This is a genomic window from Saccharopolyspora sp. ASAGF58 (assembly GCF_012277335.1).
GTDB lineage: Bacteria > Actinomycetota > Actinomycetes > Mycobacteriales > Pseudonocardiaceae > Saccharopolyspora > Saccharopolyspora hattusasensis.
In genome coordinates, this window is record NZ_CP040605.1 from 860,709 (window position 1) to 881,230 (window position 20,522).

General features: G+C 68.8%; 15 protein-coding genes. 8 read left to right on the forward strand and 7 right to left on the reverse strand.

All coding sequences use genetic code 11. The annotated features are described in order from the left end of the window. The first annotated feature begins 33 nt into the window (after nt 1-33). Nucleotides 34-1,416: an amino acid permease gene (locus tag FDZ84_RS03765; RefSeq protein ID WP_168584729.1), complete on the forward strand. Its 1,383-nt coding sequence runs from the start codon at nt 34-36 to the stop codon at nt 1,414-1,416. A 60-nt stretch (nt 1,417-1,476) separates the two neighbouring features. On the opposite strand, the gene FDZ84_RS03770 is transcribed toward FDZ84_RS03765, so the two are convergent. From FDZ84_RS03770 to FDZ84_RS03785, 4 genes are all read right to left on the reverse strand, one after another. After that, a complete protein-coding gene (locus FDZ84_RS03770; protein ID WP_168584730.1) occupies nt 1,477-2,829 on the reverse strand; it encodes an HNH endonuclease signature motif containing protein in 1,353 nt (450 codons plus the stop codon). Between the two features lie 871 nt (nt 2,830-3,700). Continuing rightward, nucleotides 3,701-4,372 carry a DedA family protein gene (locus FDZ84_RS03775; protein ID WP_168584731.1) on the reverse strand — a complete coding sequence of 224 codons (672 nt, stop codon included), beginning with the start codon at nt 4,370-4,372 and terminating at the stop codon, nt 3,701-3,703. A 121-nt stretch (nt 4,373-4,493) separates the two neighbouring features. After that, nucleotides 4,494-6,074 (reverse strand): D-alanyl-D-alanine carboxypeptidase/D-alanyl-D-alanine-endopeptidase, encoded by a 1,581-nt coding sequence (gene dacB, locus FDZ84_RS03780; protein WP_168584732.1) that lies wholly within the window; start codon nt 6,072-6,074, stop codon nt 4,494-4,496. 113 nt (nt 6,075-6,187) lie between these two features. After that, complete coding sequence (locus FDZ84_RS03785; RefSeq protein WP_168584733.1) at nt 6,188-6,796, reverse strand: LysE family translocator; 609 nt, start codon at nt 6,794-6,796, stop codon at nt 6,188-6,190. 91 nt (nt 6,797-6,887) lie between these two features. Here FDZ84_RS03785 and FDZ84_RS03790 point away from each other — a divergent pair, with 91 nt between their 5' ends. Then, nucleotides 6,888-7,400, forward strand: a complete 513-nt coding sequence (locus tag FDZ84_RS03790; RefSeq protein ID WP_168584734.1) for an Lrp/AsnC family transcriptional regulator — start codon at nt 6,888-6,890, stop codon at nt 7,398-7,400. Here the strand turns inward: FDZ84_RS03790 and tesB are convergent, their stop codons facing one another. Then, nucleotides 7,401-8,339, reverse strand: a complete 939-nt coding sequence (tesB, locus tag FDZ84_RS03795; protein ID WP_168584735.1) for an acyl-CoA thioesterase II — start codon at nt 8,337-8,339, stop codon at nt 7,401-7,403. A gap of 70 nt (nt 8,340-8,409) precedes the next feature. Then, on the reverse strand, nt 8,410-9,831 hold the full coding sequence (gene pyk / locus FDZ84_RS03800) for a pyruvate kinase (protein ID WP_168589780.1): 1,422 nt from the start codon (nt 9,829-9,831) through the stop codon (nt 8,410-8,412). Between the two features lie 74 nt (nt 9,832-9,905). Here pyk and FDZ84_RS03805 point away from each other — a divergent pair, with 74 nt between their 5' ends. After that, nucleotides 9,906-10,268 (forward strand): VanZ family protein, encoded by a 363-nt coding sequence (locus FDZ84_RS03805; RefSeq protein ID WP_168584736.1) that lies wholly within the window; start codon nt 9,906-9,908, stop codon nt 10,266-10,268. On the opposite strand, the gene FDZ84_RS03810 is transcribed toward FDZ84_RS03805, so the two are convergent. Further along, on the reverse strand, nt 10,246-10,911 hold the full coding sequence (locus FDZ84_RS03810; protein ID WP_168584737.1) for a DUF2461 domain-containing protein: 666 nt from the start codon (nt 10,909-10,911) through the stop codon (nt 10,246-10,248). The genes FDZ84_RS03805 and FDZ84_RS03810 overlap by 23 nt on opposite strands. Before the next feature lie 247 nt (nt 10,912-11,158). Here FDZ84_RS03810 and FDZ84_RS37615 point away from each other — a divergent pair, with 247 nt between their 5' ends. From FDZ84_RS37615 to FDZ84_RS03835, 5 genes are all read left to right on the forward strand, one after another. Continuing rightward, the gene (locus tag FDZ84_RS37615; protein WP_210435419.1) at nt 11,159-12,037 is read left to right on the forward strand and encodes a lamin tail domain-containing protein; all 879 of its coding nucleotides are present in this window, start codon (nt 11,159-11,161) and stop codon (nt 12,035-12,037) included. A 121-nt stretch (nt 12,038-12,158) separates the two neighbouring features. Next, nucleotides 12,159-14,507: a LuxR C-terminal-related transcriptional regulator gene (locus tag FDZ84_RS03820; protein WP_246868780.1), complete on the forward strand. Its 2,349-nt coding sequence runs from the start codon at nt 12,159-12,161 to the stop codon at nt 14,505-14,507. Nucleotides 14,508-14,608: 101 nt separating this feature from the next. After that, nucleotides 14,609-15,400 (forward strand): transglycosylase SLT domain-containing protein, encoded by a 792-nt coding sequence (locus tag FDZ84_RS03825; protein WP_168584739.1) that lies wholly within the window; start codon nt 14,609-14,611, stop codon nt 15,398-15,400. Between the two features lie 80 nt (nt 15,401-15,480). Further along, nucleotides 15,481-17,763: a UvrD-helicase domain-containing protein gene (locus FDZ84_RS03830; protein WP_168584740.1), complete on the forward strand. Its 2,283-nt coding sequence runs from the start codon at nt 15,481-15,483 to the stop codon at nt 17,761-17,763. A 333-nt stretch (nt 17,764-18,096) separates the two neighbouring features. Beyond that, nucleotides 18,097-20,511 carry a helicase-associated domain-containing protein gene (locus FDZ84_RS03835; protein WP_168584741.1) on the forward strand — a complete coding sequence of 805 codons (2,415 nt, stop codon included), beginning with the start codon at nt 18,097-18,099 and terminating at the stop codon, nt 20,509-20,511. Nucleotides 20,512-20,522 lie beyond the last annotated feature (11 nt).

Here is a 20,522-nt window from a genome sequence, read left to right on the forward strand (position 1 = left end):
CGAAACACGCTGGCGAGTAAGGAGTCCACTTCGATGAGCCAACCAGTGGCCGAGGAGTACCGGAAGGATCTGAGTCCCCGGCACATCAACATGATCGCGATCGGCGGGGCGATCGGGGTCGGCCTGTTCCTGGGTTCAGGCAAGGCCCTGCACCAGGTCGGCCCCGGCCTGATCCTGATCTACGCCATCGCCGGGCTGATGATCTTCTTCGTGATGCGGGCGCTCGGCGAGCTGTTGATGTACCGACCGGTCAGCGGGTCGTTCGCGGAGTACGCGGGCGAATTCGTCGGCCCGTGGGCGAAGTTCGCGGTCGGCTGGGGCTACTGGCTGGTGTGGATCGTCACCGGCATGGCCGAGATCACCGCTGTCGGCAAGTACTTCCAATTCTGGTTCCCGACGATCCCGCAGTGGATCCCCGCGCTGGGAGCACTGATCGTGCTCAGCGGGGTGAACCTGATCGCGGTGAAGCTCTTCGGCGAGTTCGAGTTCTGGTTCGCCCTCATCAAGGTGCTGGCCATCATCGGGCTGATCGTGCTGGCCGCGGCGATCCTGGTGTTCGGCTTCAGCGACCTCGGCGACACCGCGGCGCTGAGCAACATCTGGTCCCACGGCGGGCTGTTCCCCAACGGCATGGCCTCGTCGCTGCTGGCGTTCCAGATCGTCATGTTCGCCTTCGTCGGCGTCGAGATGGTCGGCCAGACCGCCAGCGAGAGCAAGAACCCGCAGAAGGTGCTGCCGCGGGCGATCAACTCGGTGATGTGGCGGATCCTGATCTTCTACGTGGGCGCGCTGACCGCGCTGACCGCGCTGGTCCCGTGGTTCCAGTTCCCGACCAGCGGTAGCCCGTTCGTGCAAGCGTTCACCCTGATCGGTATCCCGGCGGCGGCCGGTGTGATCAACTTCGTGGTCACCACCGCGGCGCTGTCGTCGTGCAACAGCGGCATCTACTCCACCGCGCGGATGCTGCGCACGCTCTCCGAGGACAGCCAGGCGCCGCGCTCGGTGGGGGTGCTCAGCGGCCGGGCGGTGCCCTCACGGGCCATCGGCGTCACGTTCGGCGCGATGCTGATCGGCGTGGTGCTCAACTACTTCGTGCCGGAGCAGGCGTTCACCTACATCACCAGCGCCAGCACCGCCGGTGCCATCTTCACCTGGGCGATGATCTTGATCGCGCACCTGGGCTACCGGCGCAAGGTCGCCCGCGGCGAACTCCAGGCCGCACCGTTCCGGATGCCGCTCGCACCGTACTCGAACTACGTGGTGCTGGCCTTCCTCGCGTTCGTCGTGGTCCTGCTGGCCTTCGACGCCGAAACGCGCATCGCGCTGTACATCACACCCGTGCTCGCGATCGCGTTGGTGATCGGCTACCTGGCCGCGCGCAACAAGCAGCCGCGGAGCGAAGTCACGCGCAGTTGACGAACCGGGTCATGGCCTGGAGTCGCATGAACCCAACGCGCCACCACCCCAATCTGAGCGTCACGAATCGCCCGCCGGGCCCCGTGGTGCGGGGATGAGGTCCCGGAGGTACTCGCGGTGTTGGGTGGGTAGTGCCCTGCCGCCTGGTCGTGGTGTTCGCTTGGGGTCCACTGTGGGTGGTGGGATGAACGCGGGTCGCCCACCGCGCATGGTGATTTCCCATCGCTGGTTGTGCAGGGTCCGGTGGTGGTGACCGCAGAGCATCACCATGTTGCTCAGCTCGGTGGTTCCACCGTCGGCCCAGTGGGCGAGGTGGTGTGCTTCCGGGGTTCCCGGCGGCCGGTCGCACCCCGGGAACGCGCACACCCCGTCCCGCTGCAGCAACGCCGCGCGGATCTGGGCGGGCGCGGTCCGCTTCGCCCGGCCCACGTCCAGCGGGAGCCCGTCCCCGTCGAGGACCATCGGCAACACCTCGGCATCGCAGGCGATCCGTCGGGCGTTCTCGGCGGTGATGGTCCGTTCGGTGTTGAGGGTCCCGGGCATACCGGTCTCGGCGGCGACGAACCCGATCCCCTTCTTCAAATCCTCGAAATCGATAGAGATGGTCAGGTGCGGGCGCTGCCCACCCGTGCGCGGAACCCCGTCATGATCCAGCGCCAGGTCCAGGATCGCGGCGAACCCGTCGGCGTTGCGCTGCCCCACCGTGCGCGGGTCCTTCTCCCCCTCCACCTCCGGACGGGGAGCGGCCAGGGGCTGCATCAGCGCTGCGAACTTCGCCCCGGCCTCGCGGTCGAGACGGGCTTTGATGACCGTCATCCCGTCCCGGGCAACGGTGTAGTGCAGCTCCCGTGACTCGTGCTGGTCTTCCTCGTCGTCGTAGGCGCCGTCCTGGTCCAGCAGGTAGCGGATGCGCTCGGCGAGTTTCTCCAGCTCACGAGGCGTCATCATCCGCGCGTAGGCGGCGAGGGTCGATTCGACCTCACCGACCTGATGACAGCGCGCATACTCCGGCAGGCGACGGACCCCGTCCACGATCACGCGCGCGTGCTCCAACCCGATCGCACCCTCGGCCAAAGCCGCGGCGGTCTCGGGTAGGTCGGCGGGCATGACCTCGCCATACAAGCTCTGCCGGTCTTCAACATTGCGGGCGACCTTGACGCGGGTTTGCGCATCACGCGCATCGATGTTGAGCAGCCCCTGCAACCACACCTGCGCCGACCGGAACCCCAACTCGGCATACACACCCCGGTGGTCGGCTTCGGCGATGCACAGCAACTGCTCCATCATCAACACCCGCATCCCCTCCTCCAGTTCACGGATACGGGCGGCGAGTTCGGCATCCGTGCACGACACCGCCGACCGGGCACCAGCGGTGCCGACGGCCGGATCCTGGGTGTTCAACAGCGGTGTCATACCAAGTATTCTCCCGCATTAGCACACCAGTTCGCACGCCTTTTATGGTCGCTTGATCAGGTGAAACACCCGGCCCGAAACCCAAAAACCCAACCCACGGAAGCGAAACCACCGGAAACCACGACACAGCACCGAAAACCAGGGCACGCCGAAGGCGACACCCCACCACCACCACACCACCAGCACGAGTGTCGTGAGCGATTTCATGCGCTATAGCCCCGAAAACCACGCACGGGCCACCTCGGAACGCAGCGATCACCACCACCCACACCCCAAGGCGAATGCCCGACCGAGACGAACCCCGAACCCCACACTCCGCACTCCGCACCCCACACCCGGCACCCGGCACCCGGCACCCGGCACCCGCAAGAGCATCGTGAGCGATTTCAAGCGCTACAGCCCCAAAAACCACGCACGGGCCACCTCGGAATGCAGCGATCACCACCACCCCCACCCCACCCCCAGTACTCCGCCACCCCGCAACGCAAAGCCCTACCCCGCCAGACCACTCCTGGCCATCCCCGTGACACAAAGCCGAAACAGGGGCTGCGGGACGGATGTCAAGCCGTTCACCCCCGAAGGGGCGGCCGAAGGCCGGGCTTGACCTCCGGCCCGCAGCCCCCACACTCCACCGACACGGGGATGGCCACCCACAACAGAACCCCAAAAGCCCCAACCCCCCACCGAACCGCCCACCCCAACCCCGCCCAACCCCCCAGCAAACCGGCCAACCCAACCCCCCAGCAAACCGGCCAACCCCAACCCCGCCCAACCCCCGCCAAACCAGCCAACCCCAACCCCCGCCAAACCGGGGCCCTCACCCCAAAAGAAAGAGACACCCCCAACCTCGAACGCCCCTCACCAACGACTCTCAAGCCGCGGACTCAACGTCCGCCAGCTCACCGCCGGCGCGCTCCTCCTCGACAACGGCCCGCCGCGCCCGGTTCCGCCGAAGCAACCAAACCCCAACCCCAACGGCCACGACGAGCACGATCAAAACCCAACTGGCCCGCCCCAACATCTCCTCGATGTACTTGGCCGAAGCCCCGGCGGCCCATCCGATGCTCACGTGCGACGCGGACCAAGCAACAGCCCCTGCCAACGACGAGACGAAGAACCGCCCGTAGGACATCCCGCTGGCCCCGGCTGCAGCGGGCATCAAGGTCCGGACCACGGGCAGGAACCGGGCCACCAGAACGGCCCCGATACCCCACCGGCACAACAACGTCCCGGCCCGATCCCAATGCTGCTGACCAAGCTTGCGCACAACCTTGGTCTCGCGCATCTTCAGCCGATACCGACGCCCCAACCAGAACCCGATGTTGTCGCCAACAGCCGCGCAAACCGCGACAACCGAAGCCAGCACGCTGAAGAACTCCACATCGGTCACCGCGGCGGAGGCGACCAGCAAACCGCTCTCCCCGGGCACCAGGAAGCCGAGCCCGATGGTGCATTCGCCGAGCACCAATGCCCCGGTCACCAGTACCAATAGCGGCTTCGGCAAGCCTGCGACGACTGCCAGAATGTCGCTGATGAAGGTCACGGGGCGGGCTCCTACGCTCGCGTGCTGGCTGGACGCCTTCACGCTACCGGCGTAACCGCACCCCGGTCTCCGGAATGTCCCTTAGCCTCACCTGAGACCGGGCCCACACCGCCCCTCAGGGTCAGCAGGCCTTCACCCACGAGCATTCGAGGGCGCTTTCGTCCACCCGCGTGCCCGGATCGTCGATGTGCGTGTGCGACTGCGGCACGTGCACCCGGCCGCGCGGCTGGTCGTCGGCGCCGTTGTACTCGGCCAGCCGGACCGCGATCGCGTCTGCCAGGTCCTTCGGCGAGCTCGTGAGGAAGTCGTTGAACACCACCGAGAAGACCAGTTCGCGGCCGTTTGCGGTGGTGACGTAACCGGACAGCGACGTGACTCCGGTCAGTGAGCCGGTCTTGGCGTGCACGTTGTTCTCGGCCGCGGTTCCAGCCATCCGGTTGCGGAGCGTTCCCCCGACCATGCGGTCCGCAACCCCGGCCACCGGCAGCGCGTCGTACCAGGGCCGGAACCAGGCCCGCTCGCGAGCGTTGTCCAGCAGCACCGTCAGCTGTTCCGGCGTCACTTGGTCCATCGTGGACAGTCCCGAGCCGTCCACCATGCGCAGTACCGCAGGGTCGACGCCCAGACCGCTCAGCTTGCTGGTCAGCACTTCGAGCCCGGCCGACCAGCTGCCGTCACCACGAATCTCCCGCCCCATCGCCTTCACCAGGACTTCCGCGTGCCCGTTGTTGCTCAGCTTCAGGAACGGCACGAGGATTTCGCGCAGCGGGATCGACTGCCGCGAAGCGAGCTCCCGCCCACCAGTCGGCACGGTGCCCTTCCCCACTCCCCGGATCGTCACGCCGTGCGCGGCCAGTGCACGCGCGAAGACGTCCGCGGCGTACCCGGCGGGGTCCGGAACCGTGGTGAAGTCCTCGAACGGCTGCGCGCCGACCGGGACGGTCCCGCTCACGACCACCCGGGAACCGCCGTGCTCGCGCGCCACGGTCACATCGGGTTCGCCAGCCGCGGCCGAGGTGGTGGTCCGGTTGTCGATCTGCACCACCCCGGTCGCCGGTTCCAGTCGCACCGCTGCGGGCCGGCCTTCGGCGGTCGGGCTGACCCGCACGATCACGGTTCCGGCGTCGAAATCGGTGTTCGGCGCCACCGTCAGCGCCGAGACCCGGGCGGCGTAGTAGTACGGCTCGTCGTCCCAGGCCCAGCCCGTGCCCAGCGGCACGTCGTCGAACCAGCTGGAGTCGGTCAGCAACCTCCCGCGCACCAGCCGGATCCCGGACGCCACGACCTGTTCCGCGAGCCGGTCGTAGTCGGCCGCGAGCAGCGTCGGGTCACCGGTTCCGCGCAAGTAGAGATCGCCGCTGAGCACCGGACCCAGCTGCGGAGCATCGGTCACCACATCGGTCCGGAACCGGTATTCCGGCCCCAGGGCTTCCAGAGCCGCGGCAGAGGTGAGCAGCTTCGCGTTCGACGCCGGAGTCGCGCGGTCCGCCGCCTGCCGGCTGTAGAGCACCTCGTCGGTGGCCGGGTCGCGCACCACTACGCCGGCGTGCGAGCCGTTCAGCCGCTGGTCGGCGAGGATGTTGTCGAGGTCGATGCGGAGCGCGTCCGGCCCGCTGGGCGCAGCACCGGACGGCGCCACGAGGACGACCGATGCCTCCAGGGCCACTGCAAGTCCGAACGCCACTCCCCACCGTCGACGCATCGCGCAGCTCCCTCGGCTCGCCCGACCAGATCATGCAGCGTAGGCACGGTCGTCACGGACGGTCAACGGATTTACACGGACGGTGCCGAAACGCGGTCCCGCCGAAACGGGCCTCAGCCCACGGCGATCGCGGTCGCCATGGCTAGGAGTGCCCCGCCGCAGCACCGCTCGAAGGCCTTGCGGCGACGCGGATCCGCCAGGAAAGCGGACAGCCAGCGCACCGAGGGCACCACAGCCAGCCACCACGCCGCGAACGCGGACACCGCGACGCCGCTGAGCAGCGCGGCCTGCGTCACCGGGTCCGCCGCCGGGTCCATGGCCTGCGGCAGCAGCGTCAGGAAGGTCAGCATGACCTTGGGGTTGAGCACGTCGGTCAGCAGCCCGCGCAGGAAGACCGCGCCGCCGGAGCGCGGCACGTCGGCCTCGGGTCCCGCCGGCACCACGCCGGACTTCCGCAGGATCTGCAGGCCCATCCAGGCCAGGTAGGCGACGCCGATCACCTTCACCACCAGCAGCGCCGCGGGCACGGTCACGACCAGCGCGGACAGCCCCGCGGTCGCCGCCGTCGCGTGCAGCAGCAGCCCGCAGGTCACACCGGCCGCCGCGAGCCAGCCCCAGCGCGCGCCGTTCGCGGCGTTGCGGGTCACCAGCACGAAGTCGGGCCCCGGTACCAGGACGATCACCAGCAGCGCCAGCAGGAACGACCCCCAGGCGATGTGCACGACGGCTCCTTCGAATCGGATCAGCGGTGGGATACCGAAATCTTCGATGTTCGTTCGCCGTCACGCCAGTCACGCCGTAGCATGTTCGGTTGTGCAGGAATCTGTAGAACTCGATTCGGTGGACTGGCGGATCCTGGAGGAATTGCAGAACGACGCGACCTTGCCGAATCGGGTCCTCGCCGAGCGGGTCGGGTTGGCGGCGTCCAGCTGCCTGCAACGGGTTCGGAGGTTGCGGGAACAGGGCGTGATCACCGGGTCGCACACCGACGTCAACCCCGCCGCGACGGGGCTGGCGCTGGAGGCGGTGGTGGCGATCAACGTCCGCCCGCACACCCGCGAAGTCGTCGACATGTTCCGGGAATTCGTGATGGCGCAGCCGGAAACCCGCTCCCTGCTGCACGTCAGCGGGCAGGCCGACTTCCTGCTGCACGTGGCGGTCGCCGACACCAAACACCTGCAGGAGTTCCTGGTGGACAAGCTCGCGTCCCGCACCGAGGTCCGGCATTTCACCAGCTCGATCGTGCTGGAGCAGCTGCACACCCGAGCCTTGACGCCGCCGCGGCACCTGCGCCCGAAGCGCCGCCGCCGGTCCGGCCAGGCGTGATCAGTCGGTTACCCGGAGCAGGCCTTCCTGCACGACGGTGGCGACGAGTTGGCCGTCGCGGGAGAAGAACCGGCCGGTGGCCAGGCCGCGAGCGCCGGAGGCGCTGGGCGAAGCGCAGTCGTAGAGCAGCCACTCGTCGGCACGGAAGCGCCGGTGGAACCACATCGCGTGGTCCAGGCTCGCGCCGTTGACCTTGTCCAGGCCCCAGTACACGCCGTGCCGCGCCAGCACCGCGTCGAGCAGTGTCATGTCGGAGGCGAACGCCGCGATGCACACGTGCAGCAGGTCGTCGTCGGGCAGCACGCCGTCGCCGCGCATCCACACCTGGCTGCGGGCCTCGCGCGGGCCGCGGTCGCGGCTGACCCACGGCGGCTCCGTCACGTAGCGCACGTCGATCGGCCTCGGCTGGGCGCGCCCGAGCTTCTCGATCATCGGACCGATCTGCTCGCCGAAGGTCGGCAGCGTCTCGGGGTCCGGCACCTCGGGCATCGGCTCGGCGTGGTCGATGCCGTCCTCGTCCACCTGGAAGGACGCGGACAGCGAGAAGATCGTCTTGCCGCGCTGCACGGCGACCACGCGGCGGGTGGTGAACGACCGGCCGTCGCGGGTGCGGTCGACCTCGTAGACGATCGGGATGCTCGGGTCGCCGGGCCGGATGAAGTAGGCGTGCAGCGAGTGCACCCGCCGCTCCGGCGGCACGGTGCGACCGGCGGCGACCAGTGCCTGGCCTGCGACCTGGCCACCGAACACGCGGACCGGCGAGGAGGCCGGGCTGACGCCGCGGAAGATGTTCTCCTCGATGCGTTCGAGGTCGAGCAGCGCGACCAGGCTGTCGAGCACCGGTTGGCCGTGCGGCATGCCGTTGACGTCGCGCAGGACCTCGCCCTGCAGGCGGGTTCCCGCGGGATCGGCCGCAGCGGCTCGGGCAGCTTCGGTCACTGCTCTCCTCGGAGTAGTACGCTGGTTTGCCGGACGGGAGCGCCGGGTGGCTCCCGTCCGAGAATGCGGATCAGACGTGGTCTTCCTCGCCCAGCCGGTGCACGCGGATGAGGTTGGTGGAACCGACCGTGCCGGGCGGCGAGCCCGCGACGACGACGACCATATCGCCGCGCTGCGACCGGCCGATCGACAGCATCGCCTGGTCCACCTGCCGCACCATCTGGTCCGTGGTGTCCACCTTAGGGACCAAGAACGTCTCCGTCCCCCAAGTGAGAGCGAGCTGACTCCGCACGGATTCCTCGGGGGTGAACGCCAGCAGCGGCAGCCTGGTGTGCAACCGGGCCAACCGGCGCACGGTGTCGCCGGACTGCGTGAAGGCGACCAGCGCCTTGGCGTTGAGGCGTTCGCCGATGTCGCGCGCCGCGTAGGAGATGACGCCGCGCTTGGTGCGCGGGACGTGGCTCAGCGGCGGCGGTGCCGTCGATCCCGCCTCGACCGCTTCGACGATGCGCGCCATCGTCTGCACTGTCTCGACCGGGTAGCGGCCGACGCTGGTCTCGCCGGAGAGCATCACCGCGTCGGTGCCGTCGAGCACCGCGTTGGCGACGTCGGAGGTCTCCGCCCGCGTCGGACGCGAGTTGTTGATCATGGAGTCCAGCATCTGGGTCGCGACGATGACCGGCTTCGCGTTCTCCCGCGCGATCCGGATCGCCTTCTTCTGCACCAGCGGCACGTGCTCGAGCGGCAACTCGACGCCGAGGTCACCGCGGGCGACCATGACGCCGTCGAAGGCCAGCACGATGGCCTCCAGGTTGTCGACGGCCTCCGGCTTCTCCAGCTTCGCGATCACCGGGATGCGGCGGCCGACCCGGTCCATCACCTGGTGCACCAGATCGATGTCGGCCGGGCTGCGGACGAAGGACAGCGCGATGAAGTCCACGCCCAGCTCGAGCGCGAACTCCAGGTCCTCGATGTCCTTTTCGGACAGTGCTGGCACCGAAACATCCATGCCAGGCAAGGAAATTCCCTTGTGATCCGAGACCGGACCACCCTCCGTCACCTCGCAGATGACGTCGTTATCCTCGACGCCGGTGACGATCAGCCCCACCTTGCCGTCGTCGACCAGCAACCGGTCGCCGACCTTGGCATCGCTGGCGAGGCCCTGGTACGTGGTGGACACCCGGTCGTGGGTGCCCTGGACGTCGTCGACCGTGATGCGCACGATGTCGCCGGTTCGCCACTCGACCGGCCCGGCGGCGAACTTGCCGAGGCGGATCTTCGGCCCCTGCAGGTCACCGAGGATGCCGACGGCGCGACCGGACTCCTTGGCCGCGGCCCGCACCATCTCGTAGACCTGCTGGTGGTCGGCGTGGCTGCCGTGGCTGAAGTTCAGCCGGGCGACGTCCATTCCGCTGCTGACGAGCTCGGCCACCTTGTCCGGTGTGGCGGTGGCTGGGCCCATGGTACAAACGATCTTGGCTCGTCGACTCACGTTATGCCAGCGTAGTCTGTTGACCGACGTGCGCAGCACTCAGCCATGCCTGTCGACGCCGATCGGAGAGATCGTTGCTGGATCATTACAGAACGCGGCTCACCCGGATACTGTTCGGCGTCGCGGTCCTGGCCAGCCTGGTGATCATCTTCACGCCGGACTCGGGGGTGCCGACCGCGCCGCCGGGCACCGACAAGGTGGTGCATTTCGTGCTGTTCGGCGCGCTGGCGGCGACCGGCCGCATCGCCGGATTCCGGACGTCGAGGCTGCTGCCGGGCCTGGTGGGCTACGCGGCCGCCTCGGAGATCTTGCAGGGGCTGCTGCCGATCGGCCGCAGCTGCGAGGTGGCCGACGGGCTCGTCGACGTGGCGGGTGCGGTGGCGGGCTGGGCGGCCGTGCGGCGGATGCGGCAGGTCAGCGGCGCTTCTTCTCGGTGACTCCGATGTGGTCGGCGCACCACTGGTTCAGTTCGCGCACCGCGACCCAGGACTGCCGAACCCGGTCCAGGCAAGCGCGCTCGTAGAGGATGTCATCGGACTCCCAGGCGCGGAATGCGTAGAGCGTGCGGTGCCGCAGCAGGTCCAGCCGCGGGTGGTCGGCCGCGAAGCCGCGCGGCCGGCTCTTGAGGGTCTCTCCCGCGATCTCCCACCCCTGCCCGACGAGCGCGGCCAGCAACGCCCGCAGCCGCTCGCCGTGGATGTCGGTGTCGACCGCGGCGCGGAACCTGGCCAGCTGGTCGGACTCGGTGTGGTAGCAGCCCCCGGCGACGAGCATCCCGTCCGCGCCGACCTCGACGTAGTAGGCGCCGCTCCCGCGTCCCTGCTCGATCACGGCGCCGCAGTGCGTCTTGTAGGGCGACTTGTCGGCGCTGAACCGCACGTCCCGGTACGGCCGGAAGACCTTGCCCTTCCCGAACCCGGGCGCGAACTCGGGCTCCAACTCGGCGAGCAACGCCTCCATCGGAGCCCGAACGTGCTCCTGGTAAAGAGCGAGGTTGTCGCCCCAATAAGCCTTGGAGTTGTCGGCCCGGAGGCCGTCGAAGAACTCCAGCGCACCATCCCCGAAACCGTCGAACCGCACGCCGCCACCCTATGCCCGGCCGTTGACAGCGCCTTCGGGCTCTTGCGGCTTGGCTTTTCATGCGGTTGTGCGCTCCCGGAACCACGTTAGTGGGCGTGCAGTGGTGACCATGAAGCTGCGACCAGACCGTAGACGACGAGCCTGTCGAGAACCCTCCAACACGTGCGCCGCCGGAATCACCGAGAACTCGGCGCTTCTCTTCAGGTCACTCCTGAACGAATTCTGCTCGTATTTAGGAGACAATGCTATGAGCACTGCTACCACTTCGGGCACCTGGTCCTTGATCAGCCTCCCTTCCTCTGAAGCATCAGGCCTGGACACCGAGCACGTGACGTGGGGCGACGGCGGGAGCGGGTACGAGTTCCGCGGCGGCAGGGTCGACGTGCGGCTCGACGGCCAAGAATTCACGTTGGGGACCTTTACGCACAAGAACTTCCCGACCACACCGATGTCGTCGAACCAGTTCGACGTGGATCTCAAGGTCAAAATCAAATTCGACGACGGAACCAAGAGCGACTTCAGCTTCCGCTTCCACCACTTCGAAACGCCGAACAACTCTGCGGCTCCGGACGACCTGGTCGACCTGCCGACGTTCGTCTCTCCCGAGACGGTGAAGGTCAACGGCGCGGAATACGCAGTTGTGATCAGCGGGTTCAAGCAGGACGGGCAGATCGTCAGGCAGTTCAAGAGCCCCGAGAACGGATCGAACAGCGCTCACATAGTCGCCATGTTCTCCCGGGTGGGCAAGCCGGATGTCGTGGTGACCGAGGTGGTCTACAAGGGGAAGGTGAAGGGAGCCCAAGCAGACGAGTACGTCGAGATCCAGAACCGGGGCACCGTGAGCGCTGAGATGTCCGGCTGGGTGCTGGGGGCCGACGACCCCGGGCAGGACTTCACCTTCCCGCCCGGGACGGTGCTGCAGCCGGGGCAGCGGATCCGCGTCTACACCAACGAGATGCACCCCGGCTACGGCGGCTTCTCCTACGGCAGCAAGCGACCGATCTGGAACGACAAGGGCGATGTCGCCAGGCTGCGCGACGCGAACGGGCACCCCGTCTCCGACTTGTCGTACGGCGACAAGGCACTCGTTGGGTGCCAAAGCCCTGACCGGCCGTCGGGGTCGTGAGCACTTTGGGCTGCCGTAGCAGCCTGCCGTAGCAGCCCAAAGTGCTCACGAGTCAAGATCCCAGGTCAGGGGCCGCGCAGCGGGTTAAGCTCGAAGCGTGGTCTCCACTGCGCGAGCCCGTGTGCGGGAGCCAGCGGGCAACCTCCCGGCCGACGTCACGAGCTTCGTCGGCCGACGCCGCGAGATCACCCACACCAAGCGACTGCTGGCCGAATCCCGGGTCGTGACCCTCACCGGCCCCGGCGGCGTGGGCAAGACCCGCCTGGCAATTCGGGTCGCGGGCAACATGCGCCGCTCGTTCCGCGGCAAGGCGTGGTGTGTCGGACTGGAGGACATCCGGGACGGCTCGCTGGTGGTCGACGCGGTCATCGAGCAGCTCGGCATCGGCGGCCCGTCCGGCGGGGAAGACATCGATACCGTCATCGAGCAGCTCAAGTCCCGCGAGATGCTGCTCGTGCTGGACAACTGCGAGCAAGTGATCGAGGATGTCGCGCTGCTGGTGGACGCGGTGGTGCGCTGGTGCCCCGGGGTGCGGGTGCTGGCCACCAGCAGGCAGTCCCTCGGCGTCGCCGGTGAGGCGACCATGGTCGTCCCGCCGCTGCAGGTGCCCGACATCGAGCACCTGCCGCCACCGGAGTCCTACGAGCAGTTCGCCTCGGTGCGGCTGTTCGTCGAGCGGGCCAAGGCCGCGGTCCCCGAGTTCGAGGTCACCAACGACGAGAACGCCATCGCCCTCATGCGGCTGTGCCATCACCTCGACGGCAACCCGCTGGCGATAGAGCTGGCGGCGGTCCGGCTGCGGTCGCTGTCGCTGCAGCAGCTGGAAGGACGCCTGGCCGAGCGCTACGACCTGCTCACCGAGGGCCGTCGCGGCGCTCCCGCCCGGCAGCAGACGCTGCGCGCGTTGATCGACTGGAGCTACGAGCTGGCCACCACCCAGGACCGGATCACTTGGGCGCGGGTGTCGGTGTTCTCCGGGTCCTTCGACCTCGCGGCCGCCGAGCACGTGGCCGGCAACGGGCTGTCGGACTCCGATGTGCTGGGCGCCATCCACTCGCTGGTGGACAAGTCGGTGCTGATGCGCGAGGAGGAAGGCGGCGAGGTCCGCTTCCGGCTGCCGCACACCCTGCGCGAATACGGCCAGGACAAGCTCGTCGAGTCCGGCGAGCTGGCGACCATGCGGCAGCGGCACTGCGCCTGGTACTCCGATCTGGCCGGGCGCTTCGCCGCGGAGTGGATCGGCCCGGACCAGGTCACCTGGGTCAACCGGTTGCGCAGCGACCAGGGCAACCTGCGCGTCGCGCTGCACACGGCCGCGGCGAGCCCGGAAACGGCCGGGGTAGCGCTGCAGATGTGCACCGACCTCTGGCAGTACTGGGGCATCCGCGGTCTCAACGGCGAGGCCCGGCACTGGCTCGACCAGGCGTTGGCCATCGCTCCCACCGAAGTGCCCGAGAGGGTGCGCGCGTTGTGGGTCAGCGCGTGGTTCGCCCTGCTGCAGGGCGATCTCGACAAGGTCCTGCCGACGGCGGAGCAGGCCACGGTGCTGGCCGCTCAGCGCGGCGAGGAGACGGAGAAGGCGTACCTGGCGCTGGTGCGCGGGCTGGCGGCGTTCTTCCTGAACGACTCGCCGCGCGCCGCCGGGCTGGCGGAGGACGCGCTCAGCCGGTTCCGCAAGCACGACGTGCTCGTCGGCGAGCTGTTCGCCCTGTTCGGGCTCGGCCTGATCAAGGGCTTGGGCGGAGATCACGAGTCCGGGCTGGAGCTGCTCTCGGAAGGCATCCGGTCGTCGACCGAGCTCGGCGAGCTGTACTGGCGCTCCTACTCGCTGTGGGCGTCGGCGCAGGTCGAGGTGCGGCGGGGCGAACCGGAGCGGGCCGAGGCCGCGGCGAAGGAGGCGCTGCGGCTGCAGCGCGAGCTGGACAACCGGCTGGGCATGGCCTTCAACATCGACACCCTCTCCTGGATCGCGCAGCAGCAGGGCAGGAACGACCGCGCCGCCCGGCTGTTCGGCGCGGCCTCGGCGGTGTGGGACGCCGTGCGAGCGGCACCTGGCTTCTGGGCGAGGTTCGCCGGAGACCATGACGAGCACGAGGCGCAGACCCGCTCGGCGCTCGGGGATTCGGCCTTCCAGGCGGCGTTCGACCGCGGCCGTCAGCTGTCGTTGGCGGACACCATCGACTTCGCGCTGGAGGTCAAGCGGCACGCGCGGCCGCGCGCCGACGACAACGTGCACCCGATGCCGTTGACCCGGCGCGAGCGGCAGATCGCGGAGCTCGTCGCGCAGGGCAAGACGAACAAGGAGATCGCCGAGAGCTTGGTGATCGCGCAGCGCACCGTCGAGGGCCACGTGCAGAACATCCTGACCAAGCTCGACTTCTCGTCGCGGGCGCAGATCGGCGGCTGGGTGGCCGCGCAGAAGACGAGTGATACGAGCGACACCATTTCCAGGCAATCTCACTTTCTGTAGTCGATCCGCCCCGAATCCTCGCCCAATTGGTTGAACCTAGGTACCCGTGTACGTACAAACCTCGGTGCGCGTGCACTCTCCGTCCCGGATTCTCGGTTCTCGTGACCCCCGACCAACCGAACATCCCCGACCAGAACCTCCCCGACCGAAATACCCGCTGCCCCGACCGGCACCGCTGGGAGAGGGCAGTCCCGCAGGCGGCGAGCTGGATCCGCGCCGCGTTCGCCGGCGACTCGGCGAACCGGCAGCACCGCGTTCCCCCGAAGTCGCGGTCCCTGCAGCTCGGTGCCGCCGTGGCCGCGTTCGGCGTGATCGCCGTGTTCACCTCCGCCGGCACGAAGACCGAGAACCCCCAGGTGCAGGCCGCCGCGGACGTCACCTCGCTGGCCGCTGAGCAGCTCCCCGTCCCGGCGGCGCCCGCGCAAGCGCCCGCCCTTGAGGTCGCCCCCGCTCCCGCCGCGCAGCCCGCCCCCGAGGCTGCCCCCGAACCGGCGAAGCAGGAGCCGCCGGCCGAGCAGGTGGCCGAGAAGCCCAAGGACCAGATCGGCGGCTGGATCAACGAGGCGATCGGCGTTCTGGAGAAAAACGGCATCCCGCGCGACCAGGTCGACGCCGACGCGATCCGCACGATCATCATGCACGAATCCAACGGAAACCCGAACGCCACCAACAACTGGGACTCCAACGCGGCGGCCGGCACCCCGTCGATCGGTCTGATGCAGACCATCGAGCCGACCTTCCAGTCCTACGCGCTGCCCGGCCACGGCGACATCTACAACCCGGTCGACAACATCGTCGCGGCGACCCGGTACGCGATCACGACCTACGGCTCGCTCGGCAACGTCCCCGGCGTCGCAGGCCTGAGGTCCGGCGGCAGCTACTCGGGCTACTGAGGCGGTATATTGGCGGGTCGGGTCTGCGCGCAGGTCGCAAGCCCGCCCCCAACGAACCCGCCCAGGCACGAGGTGGCGAATTGTCCAACGCCCGAGTAGATCGGGACACCGTCCGCGCCCAGGAGATCGCAGCCGAGCAGCAGTATCTCTCGATGCTGTACGCGAAGCTCGACGCCCTGCGGCAGGAAACCACGCGGCGGCTGAAGGAAACGCTGCGGGACAGCGGCGGCCCGCCGCAGGCCCGCACCGAACGCGACATCTCCACCCGGATGTACACCGACAGGCTGACCCAGCTGAGCGCGGTGGAGCACGGGATGTGCTTCGGGAGGCTGGACCTCGACAGCGGCGAGACGTTCCACGTGGGCCGGCTCGGGTTGTTCGACGAGGACAACGAGTACGAGCCGCTGCTGGTGGACTGGCGGGCCCCGGCGGCCCGGCCATTCTACCTGGCCACCGCCGCCGCGCGGGACGGCGTACGCCGGCGGCGGCACCTGCGCACCAGCTGGCGGAAGGTGCTGGACTACGAGGACGAGGTGCTTGACCTCGACGCCGCAGAGCAGGGCAGCGACCTGGGGCTGGCCGGGGAGGCCACGCTGCTGGCCCGGCTCGACGCCCGCCGCACCGGACAGATGCAGGACATCGTCGCCACCATCCAGGGGGAGCAGGACCGGATCATCCGCGCCGGGCTGAACGGCGTGCTGGTGGTGCAGGGCGGCCCCGGCACCGGCAAGACCGCCGTCGCGCTGCACCGCGCCGCCTACCTGCTGTACACCTTCCGCGAGCAGCTGTCCAAGCGCGGCGTGCTCGTGGTCGGGCCAAACCCGACGTTCCTGCGCTACATCGGGCAGGTCCTGCCGTCGCTGGGTGAAACCGGCGTCCTTCTGTCCACTGTGGGCGGTCTGTACCCGGGGATCACGGCCACCGGCGGGGAATCCGCGCGGGCGGCGGAGATCAAGGGCCGCGCGAGCATGGTCGACGTGCTCGCCGCCGCGGTCCGCGACCGGCAGCAGGTGCCCGCGGACTACACCGAACTCACCTTCGACGGCGAGGCGCTGCGCATCGACCGGCGCACCGCGACCCAGGCTCGCACCCGCGCCCGCCGGTCCCGCAGGCCGCACAACCTCGCCCGGCGGGCCTTCCGCAACGAGATGTTCTCGGCGCTGACCCTGCAGGTCGCCGACCGGCTGGGCCGCGACCTACTGGACCGCCGCGACCTCGACGACATCAACCGCGAACTGCGCGCCGATGCGGTGGTCAGCAAGGCGCTGGATGAGCTGTGGCCGGAGATCACCCCGCAGGAGCTGCTGGACGACCTGCTGTGCTCGCCCGACCGGTTGGCCACCGCAACCCGCAAGCACCTCGACGACGACGAGCGCGACGAGCTGCTGCGCCTGCCGGGCACGCCGTGGGCGCCCACCGATGTGCCCTTGCTGGACGAGCTCGCCGAGCTCCTCGGCGAAGACGACGCCCAGGAGCGGGCCGAGCGCGAACGCCAGCAGCGTGAGGAACTCGCCTACGCGCAAGGCGTTCTGCACATCATGGAGCAGGACGAGGAGCTCGCCGACGAGGAACGGCTGCGGGTCTCCGACGTGCTGGACGCCGACCTGCTGGCCGAGCGGTTCCGCGCCACCAGCGACCTGACCGCGGCCGAACGCGCGGCCGAGGACCGCACCTGGACCTTTGGCCACGTCATCGTCGACGAGGCGCAGGAGCTGTCCCCGATGGCGTGGCGGGTGCTGATGCGGCGCTGCCCGAGCCGGTCGATGACGCTGGTCGGCGACGTCGCCCAGACCGGCGCGCTGGCCGGGGCCGACTCCTGGCACGACGTGCTGCACCCGTACGTGCAAGACCGCTGGAAGCTGGTCGAGCTGACCGTCAACTACCGCACCCCGGCCGAGATCATGGCCATCGCCGCCGACGTGCTGTCCGAAATGGACACCGAGCTGGTGGCACCGCGCTCGGTGCGCACCAGCGGGCACCAGCCGTGGACCCGCCAGGTCGACGACCTCGCCGCCGCGCTGCCGGAGGCGGTCGCCGAGGAACTGCGCGGGGTCGGGGATGGCCGCCTCGCGGTGCTGATGCCGCCGGAGCTGCTGGCCGGAATCGGACCGCGGCTGGCGGCATCCCTGCCGGACGCGGTGATCGGCACCCGCCCGGACGACCTGGAATCGCCGTGCGTCCTGCTGACCGTCGACCAGGCCAAGGGCCTGGAGTTCGACTCGGTCCTGGTGGTCGACCCGGCGGCGATCGTGGCGGGATCCGAGCGCGGGCTCAACGACCTCTACGTGGCGCTGACCCGAGCCACCCAGCGCCTCGGCGTGGTCCACCCCGACGAGCTCCCGGCGGTGCTGCGCGGCAGGTGAACCGATGGTCGGGCACTGACCGCCGGGGGCACCCACAGTCCGGGGAAGCTCGGGTTCCGCTAAGAGCCTGTCGGCGAATGCCGTCTGCGCCTTTGGAAGCGGCGCAGCCGCTTGCATCCACCTTGCCAGGACGACCATCGGCGGGTTCTGAGAGGTTTTCTGGCGAGGACGGCCCCTCCGCCGTGTATTGGACATACATCAGGAGGGGCACCCGCAGTCCAGGGAACCTCTCAGGTTCCGCTAAGCGACCACCCAGCCAGACCATTCACCAACAGGCTCTAAGCGACCACCCACCCAGACCATTCACCAATAGCCTCTGCGAGACTCGACCGGGTGGATTCCGATTTCGTCCAGTGGCTCCGCGACCTTGGCCAAGACGGCCTGGCAGCAGTCCTGAAGAACCGCCCCGAGTCAGCGGGCGCCCAGTCACTGCCCCACCTGGCGGCCGTGCTTGACTCCCCTGGCGCCGTGCAGCGCGGGTTGGAGCGGCTCGACGCCGGGTCCAGCGCGGTACTCGCAGCGCTCTGCATTCTCGGGGACGGCTGCACCCGCGGCGCGATCGAGCAGTTGCTTGGCAACGATCCCGAACTCGATCGCGCGCTGCGAGTGCTGGAGGAACATGCCCTCATCCGGCCGAGTTCGCAGGGAGGGTTCCAGCTTGCCGTACCGCTGCGCGATCTTCGCACTGCGGGGCTGGGCCGCCCGGTGGCGACGCTCCTCCGCCCTCATGTGAGCAATACCATCCGTGGGATCGCCGAAGCGCTCGGGTTGGCGCCCGCCAAGCGGAAGGCCGACACGGTACAGCGGATCGAAGAGTTCATGCGGGACCCGGCGAAGGTGTCCGCCGAGCTCGCGAAAGCCCCCGGCCCGACCGTTGAGCTCGCCATGCAGTTGGCCCACGATGACTCGGTGCTCGGTTACGCTCTCGGCGGCCCGTCGCTACAGAGCCCGGAGGTGCGCTGGCTGCTCGACCGGGGTTTCCTCATCAACCAGAGCCAGTTCACGGGCTACGGCGGCCCAGTGGAAATGCCCTGCGAGATCGGGCTGGCGCTGCGCGAATCCGCCGACCAACCGGCGCTTCGGCCCGAACCCGCGACGCCGGCGATTCACCTGGTCGACTCCATCGAGATCGACAAGGCGGCGGCGTTGGCCGCGATCGGGTTCGTCGACGGGGTGGCTCGACTGCTCGAATACTGCGCCGCCAACCCGCTGGCGCAGCTGCAGAACGGCGGTATCGGTCTTCGGGTGCTCAAGCAGGTCGCGAAGGCCCTACGGACCGACCAGCACGAGGTTCGGCTGTGGTTGGAGACCGCCGCCGCAGCCGAGCTGCTCAGCATCGACGGAACAGGCTGCGTCGTTCTGTCGAACCTCGCCGACGCCTGGCAGCAGGCAACACCCGCACAACGCTACGTCCAACTGGTGCGTGCCTGGTGGAAGCAGCCTGCCGCAGCCATGGTCAGCAAAGTCATGGAAAAGCCCGAACCGGCTCTGCTCCCGCGCCACGACACGCTCTACCGGCTGTTCCGCATGGACCTGCTGGCCGAGCTTTCCGGCTGGGCAACCGGTTCCGCGTTGAGCGAGCCCAACCTGATCGGCGAGAAGCTGGCCTGGAAGCGACCGGGGCGCTACTGCTGCGCGGACTGCCTGGTCGATCTCATCGAGGTCACCTGGCCCGAGGCCGAAGCTGTCGGCGCGATCGCTCGCGGCGCGGTGTCCGCACTGGGCCGTTGCGTGGACGACGAGGCAGCGTTGCTGGCGGCCGCCACGCAGCTGTTGCCCAGAGCGCAGGAAACCGTACTCCTGCAGGCGGATCTGACCGCAGTGGTGGCTGGTACGCCCAGCGGCCAACTCGCTGCCGCGCTGAACCTGATGGCCGACCCCGAAGGCCGGGACACCGCATCGACCTGGCGGTTCAGCCCCGAATCCGTCCGACGGGCAATGGATCAGGGCCATACCACCGAGGACCTGCTCGGCAAGCTCACCGAAATGGCCCACACGGGCGTGCCGCAACCGCTGGAATACCTGATCAAGGATGTCGGACGGCGATTCGGCCAACTTCAGGTCCGAAACGTGCACTGCTGCGTGCTCGGCGAAGAAGCCCTTCTGTTGGAGGTCAGCCGGCACCGCGCGCTGCGCGAGCTGTCGCTGCACGTCTTGGCACCGACCGTGCTCGCGTCGAGCAAACCGGTGCAGGAGACCTTGGCCGCGCTGCGGAAGGCGGGATACGCCCCGGTGCAGCAGCAGGCCGACGGCACCGTCGCAGTCGAACGCACCGTCGTCGACCGCCCGCCGCTGCACGTGGAGCAGCCCTACTACCGGGCTGCGCCGGAACCGCTGTCGCAAGCCGAACTCCGCGGAGTCGCCGAGCACCTGCTGGCCCAACCGGACAAGGCTCCGTCCGGCGTTGCACTGCCGGGGAATCCCTGGATCGACATCCAGATCATGTCGCCGGGCTCGCTGGACGAAATGACAGATCCGTTCGAGGACCTGGTTCCCTTCCTCGCCGAACGGACCGCACTTACGGGGCCCGAACTCGCACTCCTCGCGAAGGCACTGGAAGCAGGCACCGACGTGGAGATCGAATACCGGGAACAGAACGGCCATCCCACGTCGCGTGTCATTACGCCGGACGACGTAGACGAGGTCTACCTGGACGCCTTCTGCCACCTACGCGAAGACGAACGCCAGTTCCGCCTGGACCGAATCCGCTCCGTCGCCGCAGTGAAACGCCGCCGCACGAAAAGGTGAAGTGAGGGGCA